19 protein-coding genes are annotated in these 22,164 nt (G+C 54.9%); 7 read left to right on the top strand and 12 right to left on the bottom strand.

Going from position 1 to position 22,164, the window contains the following annotated elements:
- Positions 1-22 precede the first annotated feature (22 nt).
- The 6 genes from dnaB to RID21_RS24360 form a co-directional block, all read right to left on the bottom strand.
- Positions 23-1,453, bottom strand: coding sequence for a replicative DNA helicase (gene dnaB, locus RID21_RS24385; protein WP_350193448.1), 1,431 nt, complete (start codon positions 1,451-1,453; stop codon positions 23-25).
- 180 nt (positions 1,454-1,633) lie between these two features.
- On the bottom strand, positions 1,634-2,140 hold the full coding sequence (rplI, locus tag RID21_RS24380; RefSeq protein ID WP_350193446.1) for a 50S ribosomal protein L9: 507 nt from the start codon (positions 2,138-2,140) through the stop codon (positions 1,634-1,636).
- 87 nt (positions 2,141-2,227) lie between these two features.
- The gene (gene ssb, locus RID21_RS24375; protein WP_350193444.1) at positions 2,228-2,725 is read right to left on the bottom strand and encodes a single-stranded DNA-binding protein; all 498 of its coding nucleotides are present in this window, start codon (positions 2,723-2,725) and stop codon (positions 2,228-2,230) included.
- Positions 2,726-2,809: 84 nt separating this feature from the next.
- A complete protein-coding gene (gene rpsF / locus RID21_RS24370) occupies positions 2,810-3,232 on the bottom strand; it encodes a 30S ribosomal protein S6 (RefSeq protein ID WP_350193442.1) in 423 nt (140 codons plus the stop codon).
- A gap of 125 nt (positions 3,233-3,357) precedes the next feature.
- Positions 3,358-3,924, bottom strand: coding sequence for an aminoacyl-tRNA hydrolase (gene pth / locus RID21_RS24365; RefSeq protein ID WP_145037626.1), 567 nt, complete (start codon positions 3,922-3,924; stop codon positions 3,358-3,360).
- Between the two features lie 59 nt (positions 3,925-3,983).
- A complete protein-coding gene (locus RID21_RS24360) occupies positions 3,984-4,631 on the bottom strand; it encodes a 50S ribosomal protein L25 (RefSeq protein WP_350193440.1) in 648 nt (215 codons plus the stop codon).
- Between the two features lie 630 nt (positions 4,632-5,261).
- Between RID21_RS24360 and RID21_RS24355 the strand changes: the two genes are divergently transcribed.
- The 3 genes from RID21_RS24355 to RID21_RS24345 all read left to right on the top strand — a co-directional run bounded on the left by RID21_RS24355 (position 5,262) and on the right by RID21_RS24345 (position 11,196).
- A complete protein-coding gene (locus tag RID21_RS24355; protein ID WP_350193438.1) occupies positions 5,262-10,019 on the top strand; it encodes an outer membrane protein assembly factor BamB family protein in 4,758 nt (1,585 codons plus the stop codon).
- Between the two features lie 96 nt (positions 10,020-10,115).
- A complete protein-coding gene (locus RID21_RS24350) occupies positions 10,116-10,577 on the top strand; it encodes a hypothetical protein (protein WP_350193436.1) in 462 nt (153 codons plus the stop codon).
- 184 nt (positions 10,578-10,761) lie between these two features.
- Entirely contained in the window at positions 10,762-11,196 is a 435-nt protein-coding gene (locus tag RID21_RS24345; RefSeq protein ID WP_350193434.1) for a hypothetical protein, read from the top strand.
- A gap of 132 nt (positions 11,197-11,328) precedes the next feature.
- Here RID21_RS24345 and argJ read toward each other — a convergent pair whose 3' ends face one another.
- Entirely contained in the window at positions 11,329-12,528 is a 1,200-nt protein-coding gene (gene argJ, locus RID21_RS24340) for a bifunctional glutamate N-acetyltransferase/amino-acid acetyltransferase ArgJ (protein ID WP_350193432.1), read from the bottom strand.
- 28 nt (positions 12,529-12,556) lie between these two features.
- Positions 12,557-13,570 (bottom strand): N-acetyl-gamma-glutamyl-phosphate reductase, encoded by a 1,014-nt coding sequence (argC, locus tag RID21_RS24335; RefSeq protein ID WP_350193430.1) that lies wholly within the window; start codon positions 13,568-13,570, stop codon positions 12,557-12,559.
- Positions 13,571-14,068: 498 nt separating this feature from the next.
- Between argC and RID21_RS24330 the strand changes: the two genes are divergently transcribed.
- From RID21_RS24330 to RID21_RS24315, 4 genes are all read left to right on the top strand, one after another.
- The gene (locus RID21_RS24330) at positions 14,069-15,292 is read left to right on the top strand and encodes a hypothetical protein (RefSeq protein WP_350193428.1); all 1,224 of its coding nucleotides are present in this window, start codon (positions 14,069-14,071) and stop codon (positions 15,290-15,292) included.
- Between the two features lie 85 nt (positions 15,293-15,377).
- Positions 15,378-16,430: a sugar phosphate isomerase/epimerase family protein gene (locus tag RID21_RS24325; protein WP_350193426.1), complete on the top strand. Its 1,053-nt coding sequence runs from the start codon at positions 15,378-15,380 to the stop codon at positions 16,428-16,430.
- A 66-nt stretch (positions 16,431-16,496) separates the two neighbouring features.
- Positions 16,497-17,654, top strand: a complete 1,158-nt coding sequence (locus RID21_RS24320; protein WP_350193424.1) for a Gfo/Idh/MocA family protein — start codon at positions 16,497-16,499, stop codon at positions 17,652-17,654.
- Between the two features lie 127 nt (positions 17,655-17,781).
- Complete coding sequence (locus RID21_RS24315) at positions 17,782-18,270, top strand: GreA/GreB family elongation factor (protein ID WP_187782036.1); 489 nt, start codon at positions 17,782-17,784, stop codon at positions 18,268-18,270.
- A 112-nt stretch (positions 18,271-18,382) separates the two neighbouring features.
- Here the strand turns inward: RID21_RS24315 and RID21_RS24310 are convergent, their stop codons facing one another.
- From RID21_RS24310 to RID21_RS24295, 4 genes are all read right to left on the bottom strand, one after another.
- A complete protein-coding gene (locus RID21_RS24310) occupies positions 18,383-18,727 on the bottom strand; it encodes a hypothetical protein (RefSeq protein WP_145181335.1) in 345 nt (114 codons plus the stop codon).
- Between the two features lie 313 nt (positions 18,728-19,040).
- Positions 19,041-20,384, bottom strand: a complete 1,344-nt coding sequence (locus RID21_RS24305; RefSeq protein WP_350193422.1) for an alpha/beta hydrolase — start codon at positions 20,382-20,384, stop codon at positions 19,041-19,043.
- 107 nt (positions 20,385-20,491) lie between these two features.
- A complete protein-coding gene (locus RID21_RS24300) occupies positions 20,492-20,938 on the bottom strand; it encodes a hypothetical protein (protein ID WP_145439416.1) in 447 nt (148 codons plus the stop codon).
- A gap of 108 nt (positions 20,939-21,046) precedes the next feature.
- Complete coding sequence (locus tag RID21_RS24295; protein WP_350193420.1) at positions 21,047-21,994, bottom strand: DUF1559 domain-containing protein; 948 nt, start codon at positions 21,992-21,994, stop codon at positions 21,047-21,049.
- Positions 21,995-22,164 lie beyond the last annotated feature (170 nt).

Raw genomic sequence — 22,164 nt, 5'->3', positions numbered from 1 at the left:
TACCGGTGGCAGCCAGGCGCGTTTAACCGAATCCGCCGCCTCCGCCATCATCTCCCATGTAGCCCCCTTCAGGGATATCCAGGTTCGTGTAGTTGCCGAACCGCATCGATTCACGGAGCCACGTCAGGTTTACAATCCCGGTCGGACCACTACGGTGCTTGGCCACAACCACCTCTGCCAGCCCCGGATGGTCTTCCGGATCATAAGCGTCCGGACGGTGCAGGAACATGATCAGGTCGGCGTCCTGTTCGATCGCTCCACTTTCTCGCAAGTCAGCCAGACGCGGACGCTTGTCTTCACGCAACTCCACACCGCGGTTCAACTGGGCCAGGGCGATCGTCGGCACATTCAATTCCTTACACAGCCCCTTCAGTCGTCGCGTGATCCCCGCGATCTGCTGCTCACGGGGCATCGTCTTGTCTTCCGGTTCAATCAGCTGCAGGTAATCGATGATGATCAGCCCCAGGTTGCTCAACCGCTTCAAACGCCGGCAAATCGCACTGATTTCCTGAATCGTACGCCCCGGCTTGTCATCGATAAACAGAGGCATCTCGCTGATCTGGGAAGAAGCCTCCAGCAACCGGTGCCGCTCGTCTTCTTCCAGGTCCCCGGCACGCAGCGAGTGACCGTTCACGCCCGAGCGGATACACAACAGACGCTCTGCCAGTTCCAGCTTTGACTGTTCCAGAGAGAAGATGATCGTCGCCACGCCCCCCTCGTCGGCGGCGGCTTCCGCGAAGTTACAGACCAGCGCGGTCTTCCCCATCGAAGGACGGGCCGCCAGGACAATCAATTCGGAAGGCTGAAAACCGTTGATCTGTTCGTCCAGATCGACGAACCCGGTCGTGGTTCCGGTCAGCGATCCCTCTTTCTGGGTTCGCTCATGGATCCGGTCGAAGGCATCCATCAGGATGTCCTTGATGTCGATCTTATCCCCTTCTCCCTGCGATTCGAGAATACTGAAGATACTCTGCTCGGCCTTGTTTAACACTTCCAGAGTGTCGCCCTGCGGCGAATAGCTTTCCCGAATGATTTCGGTACACGAGTGAATCAGTTCCCGCTGGACCGACTTGTCCCGCACGATGTTCGCATAGTATTCCGCATGCGCCGCGTGAGGGACGCTCTCCAGGATCTCGTGCAGGTACATCACATTGCCGGCCTCGTCCAGTTCTCCCTTGGAGTCGAGCTCTTCGGCTACCGTCACCGCGTCAATCCCGCGGACGCCGGCATCGTGCAAACGCAGGATCGCAGCAAAGATCCGCGCGTTTTTATCGCTATAGAAATGGTTGGTTTTGACAATCTGCACGAGGTCATCGATGACCACGTTGTCGAGCAGAATACTGCCCAGCACGGCTTTCTCTGCATCCAGGTTCTGTGGCGGCACTTTACCGAACAGCTCTTCCACAGACTCCTGTTTTGGACGGCGAAAATTTCCCTTGCCCGCAACTGACATGACCATCCCCTGGAACGTTTGACTCAATGAAATGAAAACACACGACGCAGCCCCCACTCAGCTCCGGGTGCATGCACGTCGTGTTGCAGGCGTCATCATATAACAACAAAAGAGGTCCGGCAATAACCGGACCTCTTCGTTTTTTATGACACTGTTCGACAGCCCAGCTGCCAGAGCGGGTTAGCCTTTTTCTGCAGTCGGTACGACCCAGACTTTGACTTCGGTCTTCACCTTTTCGTGCAGCTGCAGCTTAACGGTATACATACCCAGCTCTTTCAGCGGACCTTCCAGGCGAATCGCTTCGGCATCGACTTCGAAGCCGCTCTCCTTGAGGGACTTGCTGATGTCAACAGCCACGATCGAACCATACAGGTGACCTTCTTCGTTGGCGTTGGCTTCCATGGTGACGCTGTGCTTGCTGACTTTGTCTGCCAGTCCCTTGAGCGATTTGAGATACTCTTTTTCCAGCTCGGCCACTTTCTTCTGGTGCTGTGTCACCATCCGCTTGTTGTGCTCAGTGGCAATGGTGGCCATGCCGTAAGGCAGCAGGAAGTTACGGGCATAGCCGGGCTTGACCCGCACAATGTCACCCTGCACACCGAGGTTATCGACATTTTCTGCCAGCAAAACCTCGATAGATGACTTGGAACTACCGACCACAGAGGTGCTACGTTGTTTGCGAACCATTATCAATCACTTCCGTAATTTTCAGTTTTTACTATCGTTTTGAATAAAAATTGACTCGTTGTGCTGCTCCGTTGAAACGGCCTTCACCTAGAAAGGCACGTCGTCATCGGGCATTCCACCTGGTGAATCGTAAAAGGAATCTGCCGGGCTGGATGAACCACCACCCTGCGAGGAACCGCCACGGCTGCCATAACTGCCACCGCCACCGCCGCCACCGCTGGGACCGCCACCGCCTCCGGGGCCATCGCCTCGTCCGCCGAGCATGGTCATGTTTTCGCCAACCACTTTCAGCTTGCTGCGTTTCTGGCCCGATTCTTTGTCATCCCACTGATCCAGCTGTAAACGCCCTTCGATCAGTACCGAACGCCCCTTGGTCAGATATTCGCTCGCAACTTCTGCAGTGCGTCCCCACAGGGTCACATCCACAAACGTTGTTTCTTCCTTCCGGGAATTGGAATTCTTATCAAACCAGCTTCGGTTCACTGCCAGACCAATTTCCGCAACCGCACTTCCTCCGGGCGTGTATCGCACCTGCGGATCGCGAGTCAGATTTCCTACCAGGATGACTTTGTTGAAACTGGCCATCAACGGCCTCCGTGAATTTGAATGACTTAATTCGGGTAACTTTCCTGAAACGCTCTTCAGCTCCAGGCTCCAGATGCAGACGTCTTAGCTGTCGCTGTCGCTATCGTCGTCATCGTCGTCGTTGAGTGCATCGTAGTCGACACTGTCATCACTACTACCTTCGCCAACGGCATCTGGTGCAGCCGATGGATCGATGGCTGATACCATGGCATCAAACAGTGTCTGAGGCTGCTTGATGACCATCTGGCGAATCACAATGTCGCTCAGGTGACAGGAACGGGTAATCACATCCATTCCGCTACCAGGCATGGTGAAATACACCAGGTAGTGCAGACCTTTCATGTGGCCGTCGATTTCGTAAGCCAGCTTACCATCCTGCCAGGGACGGTGGGCTACGACTTCGGCACCGGCTTTTGACAGAATTTCCAGAACGTGTGCAATGGTTCCTTCGTGATCTGCAGCAAATTTGCTGCTGTCCAGCAGGAACATACCTTCGTAATTAACCATAACCGCTTTTTTCTCTGCTACAGACAAGACTGTTCTCCCGGAATAATTTGGCCCCAAGGCCAGATTGACGATCAGACTCTATTTTGTTTTGACCACCGGTTTTCACAAAAACCAGGGTCCGTGATTCATTCAGGTGCATTCACCTGATTCATGGCGATTTCCAGGCCCTGTTCGACCCAGCATTCAACCCCGCGGGCCGCGTTTTGTACCGCCTGCGAAACCGAATCGGATTCGTGATCCCGAAATCGACTTAAAACATAATCCGCTACCGCAAACCCGGCCGGAGGTCGTCCCACTCCCATTCTCAGGCGTGGCACATCCTGGGTCCCCAGTTTCTGGAGAATGTCCTGTAAACCTTTTTGGCCTCCCGCCGAGCCGGATCCCCGTAATCGGAGCCGCCCCAGAGGCAGGTTCATATCATCACAAACCACCATGACATCACTGGCAGGCAGTTTGTAAAACTTCGTCACAGCAGCAACGCTGCGACCACTTAAATTCATAAATGTCTGCGGGGCAACGAGTAACACCTTGTCACCCCCCAGCGAAAACTCACCGACGAGCGCCTCAAACTGACTTTTGAACCCGGCAACACCGTGCCAGTCTGCCAGCTGAGACAAAACGTCAAACCCGATATTGTGACGTGTTCGCTCGTATTGTCTACCGGGATTCCCCAGTCCTACGACCACTTTCACAACGCCACCCGTCAGGTTCTTAACAACTGATTACTTGATCGCGATTGAACCAGGGACAACTATTCTTCGGTTGCTTCTTCTGATTCGGATTCCCCAATAACTTCAGGAGCGTCAGGACCTTCGTCTTCTTGCGCCCCGGGTTCAGGAACGCCCTGCGGAGGCAGAACGTGAACCACAACCTGTTCTGCTTCGTTGTGGATCTTGGCTCCACGAGGGACTTCGATATCGCTGACGTGAATCGCATCGCCAATTTCCAGCGAGTTGATTCGCACAGGAATGCTGTCCGGGATGCTGTGAGCCAGGCAGTCCAGTTCCAGTGTGTGCAGAGGCTGTTCCAGCACGCCACCATCGAGGGCACCAGGGGAAGTACCACGCAGGGTGACAGGAACTTCGACAGTCACCCGCTCGGATGCGTTGATCCGCACCAGGTCGACATGCAGAATATAGGTGCCAAAGGTGTCCCACTGCAGATCACGCAGAATCGTCTCTTCGACTTTACCATCCACGTCGATTTCAAAAACCCGTTCCCGGTTCTTGATCAGATCACGCAGATCGTGATCGTCGACACTGATATGGGCAGGCTCCAGCTCATGTCCGTACACGACAGCAGGAATACGCCCTGCACGACGGATGCGACGGCTTTCAATGGATCCCAGTTTTTCCCGTTTGGAGGCACTGATTCGCTGCAATACAAAATCGTCTGACATTTCCCAACATTCCTCGAAGAGTGACTCGACACATCTCGTCGAACCACTCGTCCATTAAAGACTTTGAATCGATAAATCCGACACGATATCGTGAATACAGTAATATTATCGTTGTCTCAAAGGGCTTCCGCAGTGGAACCGGAGATCGAAATCGGCCTCAAAACAGGCCGAAAAGGACAATTCCAACCGGTCTCCCCGGAGACAAAATCAGCGGGTCCAGCCGACTACATCAGCTGGTCTCTCACCAGATCGTTATAGTTGAAGCGTGCAAAAATAACTTCCCGCTTACAAATCTGCAACCGAACACCCCCTCTATCTTGGTTGAAAGTCACAAGACAGCCTGATTTTCAGGAATTGATTGACGGGAAACGCCCGGCCTGACATCACGACCTGCTTCAGGATTGCCCGAAAGTATACACAACACCACCACAAAAGATCAACCAGACCACCCCGGAATTCCCCTGATTCACCAGAAAAACTCAGCTACTCATGTTCGAATCGGAGAGATTCCGTATTGGCTCAACCTGATCTGACTGTAGAATGGAATTAGCGTGAAAACTCAAGCTGCCCCGTAACTTCTGTATCTCAGAATCAGGGGGCTTTCGCTCGATATCCCCAAAGGCAGTCTGCATGCATTTTATCCATCTCACCCGGACAATCGTTTTTTCCATTATCACCAGCCTCCTCCTGGTATCGGCCCCTGCTCTCCAGGCAGACGACAAAGCAGAACAGCCCTTCCAGCCCAACGATCCGCAGCAGGCCAAACCCAATCCACCTCTGAATCAGCTCAAGCAGATCCTGCAGGGAATCTTTGGTAAGAAAAAACCTGCAGATATGCAGCCTGCAGATATGCAGGAGGAAGAAACCGACAAAAAACGCACTCCAGACTACTACCGTTACCCGCAGGACCTCGAACAGGAACGCCGCTTCAAAAGTGTACAACAGTTACTGCAGGACGAGCAGTGGGAGGCCGCACGCGAAAAACTGCAGCTGATGCTGGAAAACAGCCTGAATCTGCCGGTCCACATTGCCGGGGAACGGGGGCTGATCACCGACCGGGAACTGATCTACGAACTCCTGGAGCTGTTACCCGAGGAACAGCAAGCGAAATTCGAACGCCAATATGCGGCCCTCGCGGAAAAAATGTTCAACGACGCGCAGCAGAACAATGCGCCCCCCGAACAGCTCGCCGAAATCGCCACCCGCTTCTCCAGCACCGCTGCCGGGGCCCAGGCGATGAACTACCTGATCTCCTATCATATGGAACGCAAAGAGTTCGGACTGGCTGAGCAATACGTTCAACGACTTCTGAAATACCAGCCCCCCCTGACCCGATCTCCCCAATGGAAGACCAAGGCCGCTTACATTCTGAAACAGACGGGCAATTCTGAACTGGCCCGGCAACTGATGGCATCTTCCAGCGGTGCGAGCGACCTCAGCCAGCCGATTCAAATCGGAGGCAGCACCGAAAAACCGCTGACCTGGCTCGAAAAACAACAGATCCTCGGCTCGACCGGAAATCAGCCCCTGGACGAATGGCCCATGCTGTTTGGCTCCCCCAGTCATGCCGCCCGCGCTCAACAGGCCGATCCGCTGCTGATTCCCCGCTGGTCTTACCCGCTGACTTCCAATCATTCAATCCAGTCTCAGCTCGATCTGATACAGGAAGACCTGGCCAGCTCCGAGCATGCCACCGTACCAGCACTGCCCCCCCTGGCCATCGACGGGAAAATTGTCTTTCGCACCCTGAAAGGAGTGCAGGTCCTCGACTCAGCGACGGGGGCTCCGCTCTGGCAGACGGCTCTGGAAAACTCTCCGGAAGAGTCCTTCATCAAGGCACAGCTCAAGGGACAACAGGAACCCGAGGCCCGGCGGCTCTTTGATCCCGCACCGGAAGTGCGTCCGTTCTCTATTTATAATGGGACCGATCCCGATGCGCACCCGCTGACCAGTCTGATCTACCGCAACGCCAACTGGGGCAGCCAAAGCAGCGATGGCGAGCGGCTGTTTATTCTGGAAAGCATGCGTCTGAACCTCAGCGCCAGCGGCACTTCGCGGAATCTGAACCGCTTCCGCCGTCGGCGAGGCGATTTCGAGGAAGACTTCTGGTCGTCCAATCAGCTGGTCGCCTACGACCTGCAAACCGGTCAGCCTCTCTGGAAAGTCGGAGGCGTCAAATTCGATGAACCGTTCGACCTGCCCCTCGCGGGAACCTTCTTCTTCGGTGCTCCCACCCCTTCCGGCAACGAACTCTATATCATCGGCGAACGCGATCGGGAGATTCGGGTTTACGCCCTTAATCCACAGACCGGTGAAGAACTCTGGTCTCAGCAGATCGGTAACCCCGAACAGGACATTGCCCTGGACATGGTCCGCCGCTGGTGGATCGCGCCGGTTGCCGTCGACCAGGGAATCCTGATCTGCCCGACCACCATCGGCCTGGTCACCGCCATCGGACAGTTGAACCACTCCATTCTGTGGTCGACCCGCTACACCTCATCCGCTTCGGATGAGAACGGCCAGCACTTCAACCGCCTCGAACAGACCAGCTTCGACCCCCTCAATCATCGCTGGAGCCCCTCTGCACCGATTATCATCGACAGCAAAGTCGTTTATACGCCCCCCGATGATCAGTCTGTGATCTGCCTTGATCTGATCACAGGCCTGCCGGTCTGGACCAAACGGGCCAAAGAAGCGATGGTCTCCCTGGCCGGCGTCGCGGATGGCAAAGTGCTGATGGTGGGCATGAACAGTGTGACCGCCATCGACCTCAAAACAGGTAAAAACTCCTGGCAGACACTCTACGACAAACAGGCGGGTGCCCCTTCAGGACAGGCCGTGATTGCCGACCAGCATCTGCACGTCCCCCTGCAGAGCGGACAGGTCTGGACCTTCGACGTCGCTTCGGGCAAAGTCGTCAGCCGGCTCTCGAACGCCAGCACACACCAGCCTCTGGGTAATCTGATCGTGCATCGTGGTCAGTTCCTTTCCCTGAGCCCCCGCGGTCTGGTCAGCTACGAACAGAAACAGACTTTTGAAAATCAGATCCAAAAAATCAAGCAGCAGAACCCGACCAGCCCGCTGGCACTCTTCAAAGAAGCCGAACCGCTGATCATGAATCAGCGTTACCAGGCCGCCTGGTCCCGTCTGCAGCAGATCGACCGCAGCCAGCTCCCTGCCGCAGATCAGAAAAAATTCCATCGCCAGCTGGTTCACTGCCTGACCGCACAGATCCGCTCCGACTTTCAGCAACACGATGAACTGGTCACCGAACTGCAGCAGCAGGTCAGCTCCGAAAGCGAACGACTGGAACTGCAGCGTCTGCTCATCGAACGGGCCCGGGCCCGGCACGAATTCTCCCGCACTCTCTCACTACTCAAGGAACTGGGACAGGCCCCCTCCGAGACTTTCTTCCAGGACGAAAATACTGAAGTCCAGATTGACTGCTGGATCGCCGGGCAGGCGGAAGATCTCTGGAGCCAGGCCAGTGATTTGGAACAAGGTCAGTTCACACAACACTTAAGCCAGCGTGCAGCGGAACTCACGAATGCCGACAGCGAAGATCAGCAGCGTTTCCTGCGTCAGTTCGGTTTTCATGCCGCCTCGATTCCGGTTTTGAGACAGCTCATCGATGGCGCCCTGGCTTCGGAAGAATTCTTCACCGCTGAACTCTGGCTCTCTCGCCTGATCCAGCAACAGCAGCCGGAACTCACCGCAGAAGGCCTGGCAGGCATGGTTCGACTCTGCCTGAAACACGAACTCTACGCCGACGCACAGCATTACCTGGAAGAACTTGCCGGCCTCGATTCCCAGCTCCGTCTACCCAATCGCCAGAGCGTAGAACAGTTCATGGTCGCCACCTTACAGACGCTGCGTGACAACGAACAACGGCGACCGCAGTCCAGCAACTGGCGTCCGGAAAAACTCAAGCTGATTGTCGGCGGTTCAGGCCGCTATATCTCAACCCGCGAGCAGACGCTCGACATACTCGACTCGCCACTCCCCTTCTTCCGCACACATAGCCTGACCGTTGATCCCCGCGAGAATCGGCTGGCTATGACCGAAACCTTCAGCAAGCGAATGATCTGGTCAACGCCCCTCCGGTCCATGCAGCAGGCCCGTTCTTCCAGCTTCAATGAAAGCGAACTGGTGGGCCACAACCTGGTACTGCAGCACCGCGATATGCTCCACCTCTACGATCTGGTCGACCGGAAGCTGATCTGGAGCCAGAAGCTCGAACGGGAACAGACCAATCGCCACTACAACAGCATGTTCAACCGGACGCCCGCCCCGCTGGGAACCGAATCGTCGCTGATTCATCGCCATCACCCATCAATCGTGATTCGCAACGTCGGCATGATTGCCGCTGCGAACGCCGATTACACCTGCTATTACAGTCGTCGCAACATCATTCTTGTCGACACCCGCACCGGCCAGATCCGCTGGACCCATGAAAACGTGGATCAGGATACCCGGGTCCTCGGGGATGACCGGCAGATCTATCTCGTCTCGCGGAATCGTGAAGTGAAAAAGATCCTCCGCGTCAGCGACGGACAGGAGCGCGAACTACCAGCCAACATTCGCCTGATGAGTCACGCCATTTACCAGGGGGGCTCCAACTTCGTCGGCATCATCCCTACCGGCGACATTAAGCATCCTATCCGCGATGCCCGCCTGACTTCGATCTTCGCCTTCCAGCCGGGTGTAACACATCTGCCCTGGACGCGGGAATTTGACCGCGAAACCAAATTCGCCATGTGCAGCCAACATTTCCTCGCAGCACTCACTCCCGCAGGGGAGCTGAAAATTGTCGACCTCAGAAACGGTCAGGTGCGAGACCTGGGTACCATCAACAAGGATCAGACAGGGAATCACGACGACTTTTACGTTGTTGCAGATCGTGCCCGCGTCTATCTGATCGGCAATTCCCAGGCACGCAATACAATCTCAGTCAGCGTGCCTTCAGTTCCCACGAATGGTTCTCTGACCGTCTTTGATCGCCAGACTGGAAAACAAATCTGGACTGAGGACTTCGAGAAGAAACACCTGGTCCTCGACGAACAGAATCTACTGCCGATAACGCTCCTCGTCTCGCGCGATTACCTGCGAACTGGCAATCGATCCACCAGTATTATTCATCTCAAAGCACTGGACAAACAGACCGGCAAGACGCTGCTCGACTGGAAAGCACCGCTGGAATCCAATATCCGGGACATCCGCGTCGACTACGAACAGAAAATGATGGAAATATTAATGTACAACGCCAAAATCCATCTCTACGACGCTGATGTGCTCGCTTTAGGCCGCACCGCCCCCGCTGCGCCGGAAAATGATCCCGCGAAAGCCGCTGAAAAGCCATCTCAGGAAAAGAGCGAAAAAAAGAATTGAAAAATTCTACTTGCGAAATAAAACTCATAAAAATAAAATGAAGTAGTTTCACACCTGAAATTACCTTGCCTGATTTAACACCGTTTGAGAATGTCTATGTTTCACCGCCTGTTTGTTCTGATTTTGATTGGCTCCCTGGCTCTGCCAGCCGTCCCAGTCTCAGGTTGCGAATGTGGCGAAAAACAGACATCTCAATCCAGTTCCTGCTGCTGTTGCACTCAGGCAGACAAGCAGTCAAAACAGCCGCAGCCCAAATCCTGTTGCTGTAAAACTGCGAAAACCGATGAAAAACAGGCCCCTGCGGAGCAGAAGCAGCTAAACTGCCAGCAGAATGGCTGCCAGTGTCAGCACAGCTTATCACAGCCCGCAACCACGACTTCGGTCAAATCGGTTGAGCTGGCACAGCAACTCCGTTGTAACTGGGACCTGATTGACCTGACAGCTCCCCTGTGCCCGGCGACACGCCCGGCCGCTTCTCAATCTCGTGAGCTGTACTCTACCGAAGTTCCCTGCTCCGCAGAGGAACATTGCGCGCATTTCTGCCTCTGGTTGATCTAGTTCGCCCCGTTTCCGGCCGGATCAACCCGTGCCGTTCCCCGCATTTCATCGTAAATGCTGATGATGTGCGCTCCTGACCGGCCCCACGGCTTTCTGCAGGAGTCCCGAACGCACACCGCTTTAAGATACGTCACGTTTCAAGCAAGAAAAACCAAAACTGTTTTTTACCCTTAAGGAGAAAACCATGCGTCAAGTATTATCAATCGCCGCCGTACTGGCTGTTGTCGCTTTTGCAGGTCAGGCATTCGCCGCAGATGCTAAAGCTATCTGCCCCGTCGCCGGTAAGCCCGCCAAAGACAGCGTCACCGCTGACTACAAAGGCACCACCGTTGCTCTCTGCTGTGGCAACTGCAAAAAAGCTTTCGAAGCAAACCCCAAGAAGTTTGCCGCTAAAGCCAACCTGCAGCTGGTTGCTACCGGCAAAGCCAAGCAGGTCAAATGCCCCTTCGCTGGCAAGCCTGTCAATCCTGCTCAGTCCGTGAAAGTATCCGGAACTGAAGTCAAATTCTGCTGTGGTGGATGCAAAGGCAAAGCCGCTAAAGCTTCCGGCGATGAGCAGATCAAACTGATCTTCAATGACAAAGCCTTCGAAAAAGGTTTCAAAGTCACTGAAAAATAAGCTGATTCGTCAGCGAAATCTTTCAGCATGCATTCGCGGGCCAGCGTGCTGAGATTTTAAACAGAGAGCGGGCGTTTCTTTCGAGAAACACCCGCTCTTTTTTCATGCCTGGATCTGATCGAACAGTGTCAATCAGGTCGTGTATTCAGAATTCAGCCGCACGTATTCCTGGGTCAGGTCACTGGTCCAGAACACAATCGACTCCGCCCCGAAAGGCAGCTGCAGCTGAATCGAAACGTCCCGGTTTTCACGAATCGAGCGGGAGACCACCTCTTCATCGAAGTCAGCCGGCATTCCCTTTTCGTAGATCAGCATCCCGTTGATGTGCAGCTCGATGTCCTGCTCGGTCAGCTTCACACTCGTCCGACCAGTCGCGGATACAATTCGACCCCAGTTCGGATCCGAACCGGCAATCGCCGTCTTCACCAGCGCATCGTTGGCAATCGTGCGGGCAATTTCTTTCGCTTCCGCCTGCGTATTCGTCCCGGAGACTTCAATCGTGACGAAATGATCGGCGCCTTCTGCATCGCGGATGATCGCCTGCCCCAGTTCCATCGCCACTTCCATAATCGCCGTCTGCAGATGTGTCAGGTCGTCTGTTGAAAGTGCTTCCGCTCCCGAGGCACCATTGGCGAGCAGAATGACCGAGTCGCTGGTACTCGTATGCCCTTCGACCGACACGCAGTTGAAACTGTAATCTACTGCTTCCCTGAGCAGTGCATCGGCCTGACTGGCATCTAACGGAGCATCAGTCATAATCACCGACAGCATTGTTGCCATGTTGGGAGCAATCATCGCCGCCCCCTTCGCCACGCCACTGACACGGACGGTTCTCTCGCCAATCGACAATTCACGGGTCGCCTGCTTGGGAACGGTATCCGTGGTCATCATGCCCCGGGCGGCATTCAGAAAGGAATCCGCGTCCGCCCCCAGCTCAGAGATCACCTTGGGAATTCCCGACTCAATCGGTGTTCGTGGCAGGAAGTGTCCGATGATTCCGGTCGAGCAGACCAGAACTTCTTCGCTTTCCAGTCCGAGTCTTTCTGCGACCTGGCTGGTCATCCAGCGGGCATCTTCGATTCCGCGTTCGCCCGTGCAGGCGTTCGCATTTCCCGAGTTGATGATCACCGCCCGCACCGAATCGCCGGGCACGCGTTCGCGGGATACCTTCACGGGAGCCCCGCAGACCTGGTTCGTGGTATAAACGCCTGCCCCCACACAAGGCTCATCAGACACAAACAGCGACAAATCGAAGGTCGATTTGTTTTCCTTAATCCCGCAGGCCAGACCGGCAGACCGGAACCCCTGGGGTAAAATCATGTCAGCAGTCAACTGCTTCTCCTCGGAAAGAAATCATGGTTCAGACAATTAAGCCTGTCGTTTCCGGATAACCGGCCATCAGATTGAAATTCTGCACCGCCACGCCTGCAGCCCCTTTAATCAGGTTATCGATTGCCGAAAAGACAATCAGCTGGTTCCCCGCGGACTGCAGCGAAATATCACAATAATTGGTCCCCGCCACTTCCCGGGTCGCGGGCAGTCGGTCGATGATGCGCACGAACGGCTTATCTGCATAGAAGGTATGGTAAACTTCTTTCAGATGATCCAGGCTCGTATCTTCTTTCAGGCGGGGATACATGGTCGCCAGAATACCCCGGTTCATCGGGGTCAGGTGCGGCGTGAAAGTCACTTTCACGTCTGTTCCGCCCAGTGTCGTCAGGACTTCTTCGATTTCCGGCGTATGCCGATGCGTTCCCACACCATAAGCGGTGATGCTCTCGTTGCATTCCGGGTAAAGCGTTCCCAGCTTCGGTTTCCGCCCCGCACCACTGACGCCACTTTTCGCGTCGATGATAATCCCCGTCGGTTCAATCAGGGAGTTGGCAATCAGGGGAGCCAGTCCCAGAATCGAGGCGCTGGTATAACAGCCGGGATTGGCGATCAGATCGGCACTGGGAATTTTATCCGCACCGAGCTCAGGCAGACCATAAATCGTGCTCCCCAGTCGGGTCGGATCGATGTGCACATGATGATACCACTGCTCGTACACCGCAGGATCACTCAACCGGTAGTCGGCACTCAAATCGACCACGCGACAGCCGTCGGCAAGCAGATCCGGGATCACTTCCATACTGGCCACGTGTGGGAGAGCGCAGAAAACAAAGTCGGCCCGCTCTGCAATTTCTGCCGCGGACAGATTCTCACAACGCAGATCCAGACGCCCCTCGAGAGAGTGGTGAATCTCACTGATATGCGGTGCTTCATCTGAGCGTGTGGTCAGCGCGACGATCTCGACTTCGGGATTTCGCAGCAGAATTTTGATCAGTTCCAGAGCCGCGTACCCCGTGGCTCCCATGATGGCAACTTTGGTCATTGTTCCCCGTTCCAGGTCTGTTCTCAAAAAACGTTCAGATCGGAGCGAGCCCCGCTGAACAAAATCAAAACGTACATTCTAAGCAGCTATATGGGGACGACAAGGTTGCCTGCCCCGGGGATCGCCCGCTTTCTCCAGATTTTGCAGTAACGCGGGCTTCACACGAGACAGGATCAAGCGAACTCGACCACTGTCGGAAGCGAACCAGCGTTCTCTGCAGCCCTTGATTTATAATGGTTCTTTAGAATTAACAAAGTCAACTCTCTCACATCAAATGCCCCCGATTCTTTCAAATTAAGCGGCAAAATCAATTCTGTTTCCTTTTCAAAAAGTACCTGAAACATCACAATAAATTGATCGATTCCGGTAGTTTCTACCGACGACAATTCAATTCGCTGGTGCTCGGCGTTTCTTTCTCAAATGGCCAGGACGGTAGGTCTTTGTCAGGGGTCGCGCCGACTCGCATGCCAGCTCAATACTGATAAAGAATAGATTAGAATGTCTAACGTTGCCAAACTAGCCGCCGATGCGCTGTCTGAAGGTGGTGGAATTTTTCGACTGTCTCCTACCTGGGTTCCCCGTGCGTTCCTGCAGCCTGGTCGTCGTCTCAAACTGCACCCCAATGACTACTATGCCCTGGGAACACACCGTGGCGGGATCGATGAACGCTGGTTTGGTTCGACAACGGTCGCTACCAACGAAGGAGCACCGGATGACGAAGGCCTCAGCTACTGTGTCTTCGGCGGTGAAAAATTCACCCTGAAAGACGCCATCAGCGAACTGGGCGGCGAAATCATCGGCGACGCCATCTGGGGCAAGTACAACCGCTGGCCCGTCTACTCTAAATTCTTCGATAACATGGGTCCGATTCCGCACCACATGCACCAGAATTCCGAACAGGCTGCCAAAGTCGGTCAGGAAGGGAAACCGGAATCCTACTATTTTCCTCCCCAGCTGAATGCCATCGGGAATAACTTTCCCTACACGTTCATGGGGCTGGAACCCGGAACAACCAAACAGGACGTCATCGATTGCCTGGATCGCTGGAATAACGGCGATAACGGCATTCTGGACCTCTCCAAAGCCTATCGCCTCAAACCGGGTACCGGCTGGCTGATTCCTCCCTGCGTCCTGCACGCTCCTGGAAGTCTCCTGACCTACGAACCTCAGTGGGGCAGCGATGTCTTTGGCATGTACCAGTCAATGGTCGAAGGTCGGGCCGTACACCGCTCCCTGCTGACCAAGGACTTTCCCGAAGACAAACACGACGACAATGCCTACCTCGTCGAAGCCCTCGACTGGGAAGCCAACGTCGATCCGAACTTCAAAGATAACAATTACCTCGAGCCGATCACCATTGGCGATACCGCCGCCGCAGGTTACGTTGATCGCTGGGTTGTCTACGGGAAAGTCAATGGCGAGCAGCTCTTCACCGCCAAGGAACTGACCGTCGATCCGGGCGCAAAACTCACCCTCAAGGATACCGGCGCCTATAGCTGGATCACCGTCCAGGGTGAAGGCAAAATCGGCAACCTGCGACTGCAGACGCCCGCCATGATCCGCTTCGGCGAAATGACGGAAGACGAAGTCTTCGTCACAGAAAAAACCGCGAAAGAAGGCGTTACCATCGAAAACACCGGCAGTGAGCCTCTCGTCTCGCTCCGTTACTTCGGTCCCGACGCCTGCCCCGACGCTCCGAACGTCGGCGACCACCACAAGTAAACTGAACCGTCACACGCAACTGCCCGACCTCTCGGGCAGTTTTTATTTCGATCTGATACCTCCTGCAGACATGAAGGACCCTCTCATGAGTAATAACGCAGCCAACACCCTCCCCAAACTTCACAATGCCTCCTGGCCGGGTGTCGTCGGAAAAGGCCCTGATTCCGAGCCCCCCATCGATCTGGATACCATGCTCGACCTCACCGCCGCTGCCGAAGTGGACGGCGTCAAATTCGACGGAACAGACCTGTTCCTGTTTGATCCCCATGTCAGCATCGACTCCACCGACGATGACCTCAAACAGCTGGCTGAAAAAGTTCAGTCACGGAATCTGGTCATTGGCTCGGTCGTGGCTCCCGTCTGGCCTCCCACCGGTGGTGGATCCGCGATGGGCAGCGACGAAGAACGCGGTCAGTTCCTGGAACAGGTTCGTAAAGGCTGTGGTATCGCGAAGAAACTGCGGGAACTCGGCGTGCGTCCCTATGGCGTCGTGCGCATCGACTCCGCTGCCGGACCTGGCGACTGGGTCGCCGACCCCGATGGCAACCAGGCGAAAATCGCTGCCACCTTCAAACAGGCAGCAGACATCGCCGCCGATCATGGCGAACGACTCGCCGCTGAAGGGGAAATCTGCTGGGGCGGCATGCACAGCTGGAGACGCATGGTCCAGTTGCTGGAAATGGTCGATCGTCCCGACGTGGTCGGCTTCCAGGCAGACATGTCTCACACCCTGCTCTACCTGATGGGTTACAACGCCCCCGAAGACCGTCTGCTCCCCGAAGACTTCGACTGGAATGACGAAGCCACCTTCGATTCCGCTTACACCACTCTGACCGATGCCCTGCGTCCCTGGACCATCGACTTCCACGTCGCCCAGAACGACGGCACCGTACACGGCACCGGTTCACACGACAAAACCGGTCGGCACTGTCTGCCCAACGATCCCAACGGCAAGCTCGACATCACCAAACGGGCCGGCTACTGGCTGCGTGACGGCAAGGGTGAGCTGACAAAGAAATTCGAGCATATCTGCTGGGACGGCTGTATGTTCTCCAACGAAGTCATGATGAACCCACAGACCTGGAACGACATCCTGGCAGCCATGATCAGCGTTAGAAACGCTCACGGATGGTCCTGATTTCTCACCGCTGATCAACTGACTTAAACCTGCATTTTTAATTTTAAACGACAAGGAGTCACACCAATGACCAAACCAGTTCGCGTCGGCCTCATCGGCTACGGATTCATGGGACGTACCCACTCCAATGCTTATCGTCAGGTCGGCAAGTTTTTCGATATCGATCACACCCCCGTTCTGCAGGCCTGCTGTGCCCGTAGCGAAGACAAAATCAAAGACTTCGCAGACAACTGGGGCTGGGAGTCCTACGAAACCGACTGGCGAAAACTGATTGAACGGGACGATATCGACCTGATCGACATCACCACCCCCAACAATTCGCACCACGATATCGCTATCGCTGCTGCGGAAGCCGGTAAAATGGTCCTCTGCGAAAAACCGCTGGCCATGAATGTCGCTGAAGCCGTCGCCATGACCGAAGCGATCGAAAAAGCGGGTGTCGCCAACATGGTCTGGTTCAACTACCGCCGTGTCCCTTCGATCACCCTCGCTAAACAGCTGGTGGACGAAAACCGCATCGGACGGCCTTTCCACTACCGCGCCCAGTACCTGCAGGACTGGACCATCGCCGAAGACGTTCCCCAGGGGGGTGCGACACTCTGGCGTCTGGATGCCAAAGTCGCTGGTAGCGGCGTGACCGGCGACCTGCTGGCCCACTCCATCGATTCGGCTATCTGGCTTAACGGCCCGATCACCTCGGTCTCCGCAGCCACCGAAACGTTCATCAAAGAACGCGTACACCAGGAAACCGGCGAAAAGACCAAGGTCGAAATCGACGATGCCTGCATGTTCCTCGCCCGCTTCGCCAACGGCTCCATGGGAACCTTCGAAAGCTCCCGCTATGCCCGCGGTCGTAAGAACTTCAATACGTTCGAACTCAACGGTGAAGCCGGCTCGGTCTACTTCGATCTGGAAGATCCGCAGATTCTGCAGTTCTTCGAATACGCCAACCCCACCACCGGCAAAAAGGTCGAAGACCACGTTACCGGCTGGCGGCGGATTCACGTCACCAACTTCGAGCATCCCTACATGGATAAATGGTGGGTTCCCGGCTGTACCATCGGTTACGAGCACACCTTCACCAATGCCCTGGCCGACTTCTTCCAGGGACTGGATACCGGCAAACCGACTCAGCCCGACTTCCGTTCCGCCCTCGAGACCCAGAAAGTCTGCGACGCGGTCCTGCAAAGTGCAAAAGAAAAGCAATGGGTCGAAATAGCATAGCATTGCAGTCAGGTTTTCTGCTATAATGCTTACTCAATCAGAATTTACAAAAACGGGTGGCACTCCGCGTCGCCCGTTTTTGTTATAGGTAGAATCAAAAATAGACGTTAGAAAATTGGGAGTCAAAATAGTGGACCGTCATCCAATCTCACAAGAAGGTTATGATAAACTGCGTGAAGAGATCCGCCATCTCGAAAACGAAGTCCTGCCTGATATCGCTCAGAGAATCGCCGATGCCCGGGCCGAAGGGGACTTGAAAGAAAACGCAGAATACCATGCCCAGCGAGAAGCACAGGGGATGACGAACCTGAAAATCAGCAAGCTGAAATCAAAACTTGCCAGCTGCTATATTGCTGATAAATCGTCCATGCCTAAAGGGCAGGTCACCTATGGCTCTGTCGTCACCGTAAAAAACCTCGACGATGGACTGGACGAAAAGTACGAATTCGTCGGCCCGGGTGAAGAGGACTACATGGGCGAAGTCATGAAGATCCTGACCTCCAGCCCGCTGGCCCAGGGACTGCTGAACAAAAAAGTCGGAGATAAGGTGGAAGTCGATGTTCCCTCTGGAAAACTCCACTTTGAAGTCCTGGAAATCGAAGATATGGAAGACTGAGCACCGCTCGTCTGAAAATAAAAAAAGCGACGTGAAACCTGTTTCACGTCGCTTTTTTATTGGGTCAGAGACTGCCTGGGGGTCCAGTCAGGCAGCGTCAGAGAACCCGGGCTTATTTCACTTTCACCATCACCCGGTTCATCAGAGGAACCGAAGGGGCGAAGGTCTGTACGATTGTGGTCACCAGTTGTTTCAGGTAGTAGCTGGAGCTGACACCATAAACGGTGATTCCCGCATGATCACAGCGGACTTTGATATTACGAACTTGCTGATGCGTCCCGGAAACGATCTCTGTTTCCAGTTCTTCTGCTTCCGGACATGATTCCCACTGGCTGGCAGCCGCCGACACAGATGCGGACTGTTCAACGACAGGTTTCAGGCTTTTGCGGAGACCGTCCAGGATTGTTGTTTCTTCTGCAAAGGCACGACGGGGCTTTTGTAAGATCTGCAAAGACATAGCCATTATCCAACTAAAATAAATGAGGGTCGGCTGGGATTCATACTGATTTAACAGCAATGGCGAATCATGTGCCGAAACGGGAACAGTCTCAAAAAAACTGATCAAACGGTATGTCCACTGTAATATAAAAAAGCCATATCCAAAGCAACGGCATACACTTAGTTAATTCAACTTTGAACCCAATCTTAACCCGCTCCACATCTACGCTACCCCTCAATTAAGATTCCGTGTGCAACCTTTATTCGCGTCTGCCGAAAAACTGCACAAGACTCAGGCAGGAGCACCGGGACCTGTCCCTGTAACCTGGCTATCACAACGGCCTGAGCGCTTTTACCCAATCCGCAATGTCCTGGATCACATTTTCAGAGACATGCCCTGGAACCAGGTACTCCGCAGGGAGGCTCTTTCCCTCCCCTGCCATCAGGAGATGGTTCAGTCCGGGATACGAAAGCAGGCGGACATCTTTCCGTTCAGCCAGTGCCTCTTTCCAGAGCCTGAAGTCTTCCATAGTGACCTGATAGTCCCGTTCCCCCTGCAGGATCAACAGGGGCTGTGAGAGCGTTCTGGCAGCCTGGGCGGGCTGATACCCCTGCAGGTCCAGCCAGTAGCTGGCCGGCACGCTCAGAGGTAAATCCACAGCCGAAACCGACTCGCTCAATTCCGTCGACCTGACTCGCTCCACCTGGACCGCCAGGGCATCGAGCTGCGCCTGCTCCTCACGCGTCACCTTCCCGTCCAGCTGGGACAGGTACTGTGTCTGATCAAGAATCAGATCCTCCAGCGGCCTGACCGATCCAGCCAGGCTGATCAGACCAGCAACCTGCTTGCTCTCCGCTGCAATCCTGGGCAGCAGATAGCCGCCCAGGCTGTGTCCCAGCACCACAATTCGCTTCGCATCAATGCGCGGATCCCCGGCAAGCTGCTGGACGGCAAGGGCCGCGTCCTCCACAGTCTCTTCCCTGACTGTGATCCTCTGTGAAAGCAGGGCCATTTTCAGGCGATGGTGGTAGGCCCGCTTGTCGTAGCGAAGCACGGCAAGCCCCCGCGAAGCGAGCCCTTGCGCCAGATCCTTGAACGGCTGATTAGGGCCAACCGTCTCATTGCGGTCCTGGGGACCGGAACCATGCACCAGGATCACCGCGGGAAAGGGCCCCTCCCCGACCGGCAGCGACAAGGTTCCCGGCAGTTCCCAGAGCCCTTTGCCGATCACCAGCGGTTCTTCGGTGAATTTCCGAGGATCCACATAGCCCGGTCTTTGATACTCCCCATCCGGCTTAAAAAAGAGCCCGCTGATCAAGTTGTTTTTCGCATAGACAACCCGCGCCATCACACGTTTTTTTTCAAACTGGCAGCTCACCAGCACAATCTCGTAAGGCGCTTTGATTTCAACGCGTGTGCTTTGAATCTTCTGGAACGGTCCCTGCTGCTGCTCCAGAGACACCCAGAGGGCCTGCAACCGTTCGGCTGAGAGTGCTTTGGCCATCACCGCATCAAATTCCCGGACGGCCTGGGATGCTTCCCCCCGGTCTAATTGCTCGATGAATGTCCGGGCCTGCACAACGCGTCCCCCGCTTCCCTGCTCCGCCCCTTGGACAGGCAGCATCAACAGACAACAAATCGCCAGGAAATAGATCGTTCTGAGGAAATGCGACATCAACAATGCCCGTTGCTTGTGGTGACCCGGAAATGAAAAACGCCCTGCCAGCCTGAATTCTCTCAGGCCGACAGGGCGTGGTCAAATCATCAGCAACAAAAGAGCCGTTATTTCAACTCGAAGTCAACCGTGTTCTCCCCTTCCTGAATCTGGGCAGAAAGTGTGGATTTGGAATTGTAGTCCGCGGGAATGAACTGTTCTTCGACCTCAATTTTTTCGCCATCACCGGCGGAACTGACCATCTTCTTGCCGGTCCCGCGATAGCTTTTAATCTCGACACGGTTCTTGCCTACCGTCACTCCCTTCTCAGCGGGAACCGAGTATTTCCCATCCTTGATGTCAGCAAACACGGCCTTACCCGCGACTTTGCCATCAATGACTTCCCCATCGGGAATGAAACGGATTTTACCCGTCTCCAGGGGTTTTCCCCGGAAGCTGACGCTTCCTCCCACCGAGGCAGTGGAGAACTGCAGTTCGGAACTCCCACTACATCCCGGCACTAACATCAACAACAACGCAAAAAAACAGAGACTGGTCGGGCGCATCCCATCCATTTTTGATTTCCTGTAACTGTAATCAGATGAAGCAACCGGCTTTGAAAACACAAAGCCGGTTGCAGAAGTTGAACTCAATTCGATCAGAATGATCGGAGACGGCTGGAATTAAAATTCGCCCAGCACATTGTCATCCGACTTATTCCCCAGATTCTGCCAGGTCCCCAGGTGAATGTTGTCAGAGACAAAACGGACAGAGCCATCGCAGAGCAGGATATGTACGCCGCCCACATGCTTACTGGCTGCGGGTGCGTTCGCATATTCCTGGAAGGTTCGGCAGGCCAGATCATGATTCGGCGGGAAGACCGTCAGGTATGCCCAGCGAATGGATGCATCCCCTTTGAACCAGGATTCACCCCGATAACGGTTGGTGCTGGCAGTGGTGCTGCAGTCATCCAGCAGGCCACCACCACTCACGTTACCGTAGTTCCGGTATTCCGACCCGACCAGCAGTTCGGAGACCATCATTGTGTTCGAAGTTCCGTCGGTGATATCCCGGATCTTCGTTTTACTGTCGGTGAAGAACACCGAGGTCCCGTTGTTCTGGTAAGAGCTGCCTCCGCCGGAAACCGCTCCCAGGGGGCTGTTTCCGACACATCCCGTGTAGTTGCTCGGGCCGGCACTGGAGTTGGTCAGATTCTTTCCGCCCGGATCACTGGGGCAACGATAAATGGGCAGAATCGCGTTGCGTGCTTCAGCGTTCACCGAATTCCGCCCCGGGTCGGCAACCTGAAAGTTGATTTTGTTATACAAAGGTCCCTGATCCATGAAGGGCAGAATAAATGCCGACCAGAGCACTTTACCAGTGTTCCAGCCTTCGACCGGTCCATAAGGATGCCCCTGTGCCCGGGTAATCCCGGGGGGAAATGTGGAATGTGTTTCCAGATAGTTATGCAGTGCCACACCAATCTGCTTCAGATTGTTCTTACAGGTACTGCGACGGGCGGCTTCCCGCGCCTGTTGGACGGCGGGTAGCAGTAAAGCGATCAGAATGGCAATGATGGCAATCACCACCAGTAGTTCGATCAGAGTGAATCCTCGTTTGCGAGCGCTCATGGGTAACTCCAGAATCAGGTTCAAATCAATAAATACAAACATCAATCACCCGGGCAGAAGCGGGAATGTGCCCCTGAGCAGACCGTGGTCTGCAGCCTCTCTGGATGAGTGAACAGCACAAATTTAAATGCGGGTTACGTAAGCCGGGTTCAGCTACGGTGTGAAAAATC

Origin of the sequence: Gimesia sp., from assembly GCF_040219335.1 — a bacterium.
Classification (GTDB): domain Bacteria; phylum Planctomycetota; class Planctomycetia; order Planctomycetales; family Planctomycetaceae; genus Gimesia.
Note: the sequence above shows the minus strand (reverse complement) of the source record. Positions and strands in the feature narration are given on the sequence as shown.

Bases quoted from the DNA above. Each gene is read 5' to 3' on its own strand.
- dnaB (WP_350193448.1), bottom strand. From the start codon at position 1,453: ATGTCAGTTGCGGGCAAGGGAAATTTTCGCCGTCCAAAACAGGAGTCT.
- rplI (WP_350193446.1), bottom strand. From the start codon at position 2,140: ATGGTTCGCAAACAACGTAGCACCTCTGTGGTCGGTAGTTCCAAGTCA.
- ssb (WP_350193444.1), bottom strand. From the start codon at position 2,725: ATGGCCAGTTTCAACAAAGTCATCCTGGTAGGAAATCTGACTCGCGAT.
- rpsF (WP_350193442.1), bottom strand. From the start codon at position 3,232: ATGGTTAATTACGAAGGTATGTTCCTGCTGGACAGCAGCAAATTTGCT.
- RID21_RS24360 (WP_350193440.1), bottom strand. From the start codon at position 4,631: ATGTCAGACGATTTTGTATTGCAGCGAATCAGTGCCTCCAAACGGGAA.
- RID21_RS24355 (WP_350193438.1), top strand. From the start codon at position 5,262: ATGCATTTTATCCATCTCACCCGGACAATCGTTTTTTCCATTATCACC.
- RID21_RS24350 (WP_350193436.1), top strand. From the start codon at position 10,116: ATGTTTCACCGCCTGTTTGTTCTGATTTTGATTGGCTCCCTGGCTCTG.
- RID21_RS24345 (WP_350193434.1), top strand. From the start codon at position 10,762: ATGCGTCAAGTATTATCAATCGCCGCCGTACTGGCTGTTGTCGCTTTT.
- argC (WP_350193430.1), bottom strand. From the start codon at position 13,570: ATGACCAAAGTTGCCATCATGGGAGCCACGGGGTACGCGGCTCTGGAA.
- RID21_RS24330 (WP_350193428.1), top strand. From the start codon at position 14,069: ATGTCTAACGTTGCCAAACTAGCCGCCGATGCGCTGTCTGAAGGTGGT.
- RID21_RS24325 (WP_350193426.1), top strand. From the start codon at position 15,378: ATGAGTAATAACGCAGCCAACACCCTCCCCAAACTTCACAATGCCTCC.
- RID21_RS24320 (WP_350193424.1), top strand. From the start codon at position 16,497: ATGACCAAACCAGTTCGCGTCGGCCTCATCGGCTACGGATTCATGGGA.
- RID21_RS24310 (WP_145181335.1), bottom strand. From the start codon at position 18,727: ATGTCTTTGCAGATCTTACAAAAGCCCCGTCGTGCCTTTGCAGAAGAA.
- RID21_RS24305 (WP_350193422.1), bottom strand. From the start codon at position 20,384: ATGTCGCATTTCCTCAGAACGATCTATTTCCTGGCGATTTGTTGTCTG.
- RID21_RS24300 (WP_145439416.1), bottom strand. From the start codon at position 20,938: ATGGATGGGATGCGCCCGACCAGTCTCTGTTTTTTTGCGTTGTTGTTG.
- RID21_RS24295 (WP_350193420.1), bottom strand. From the start codon at position 21,994: ATGAGCGCTCGCAAACGAGGATTCACTCTGATCGAACTACTGGTGGTG.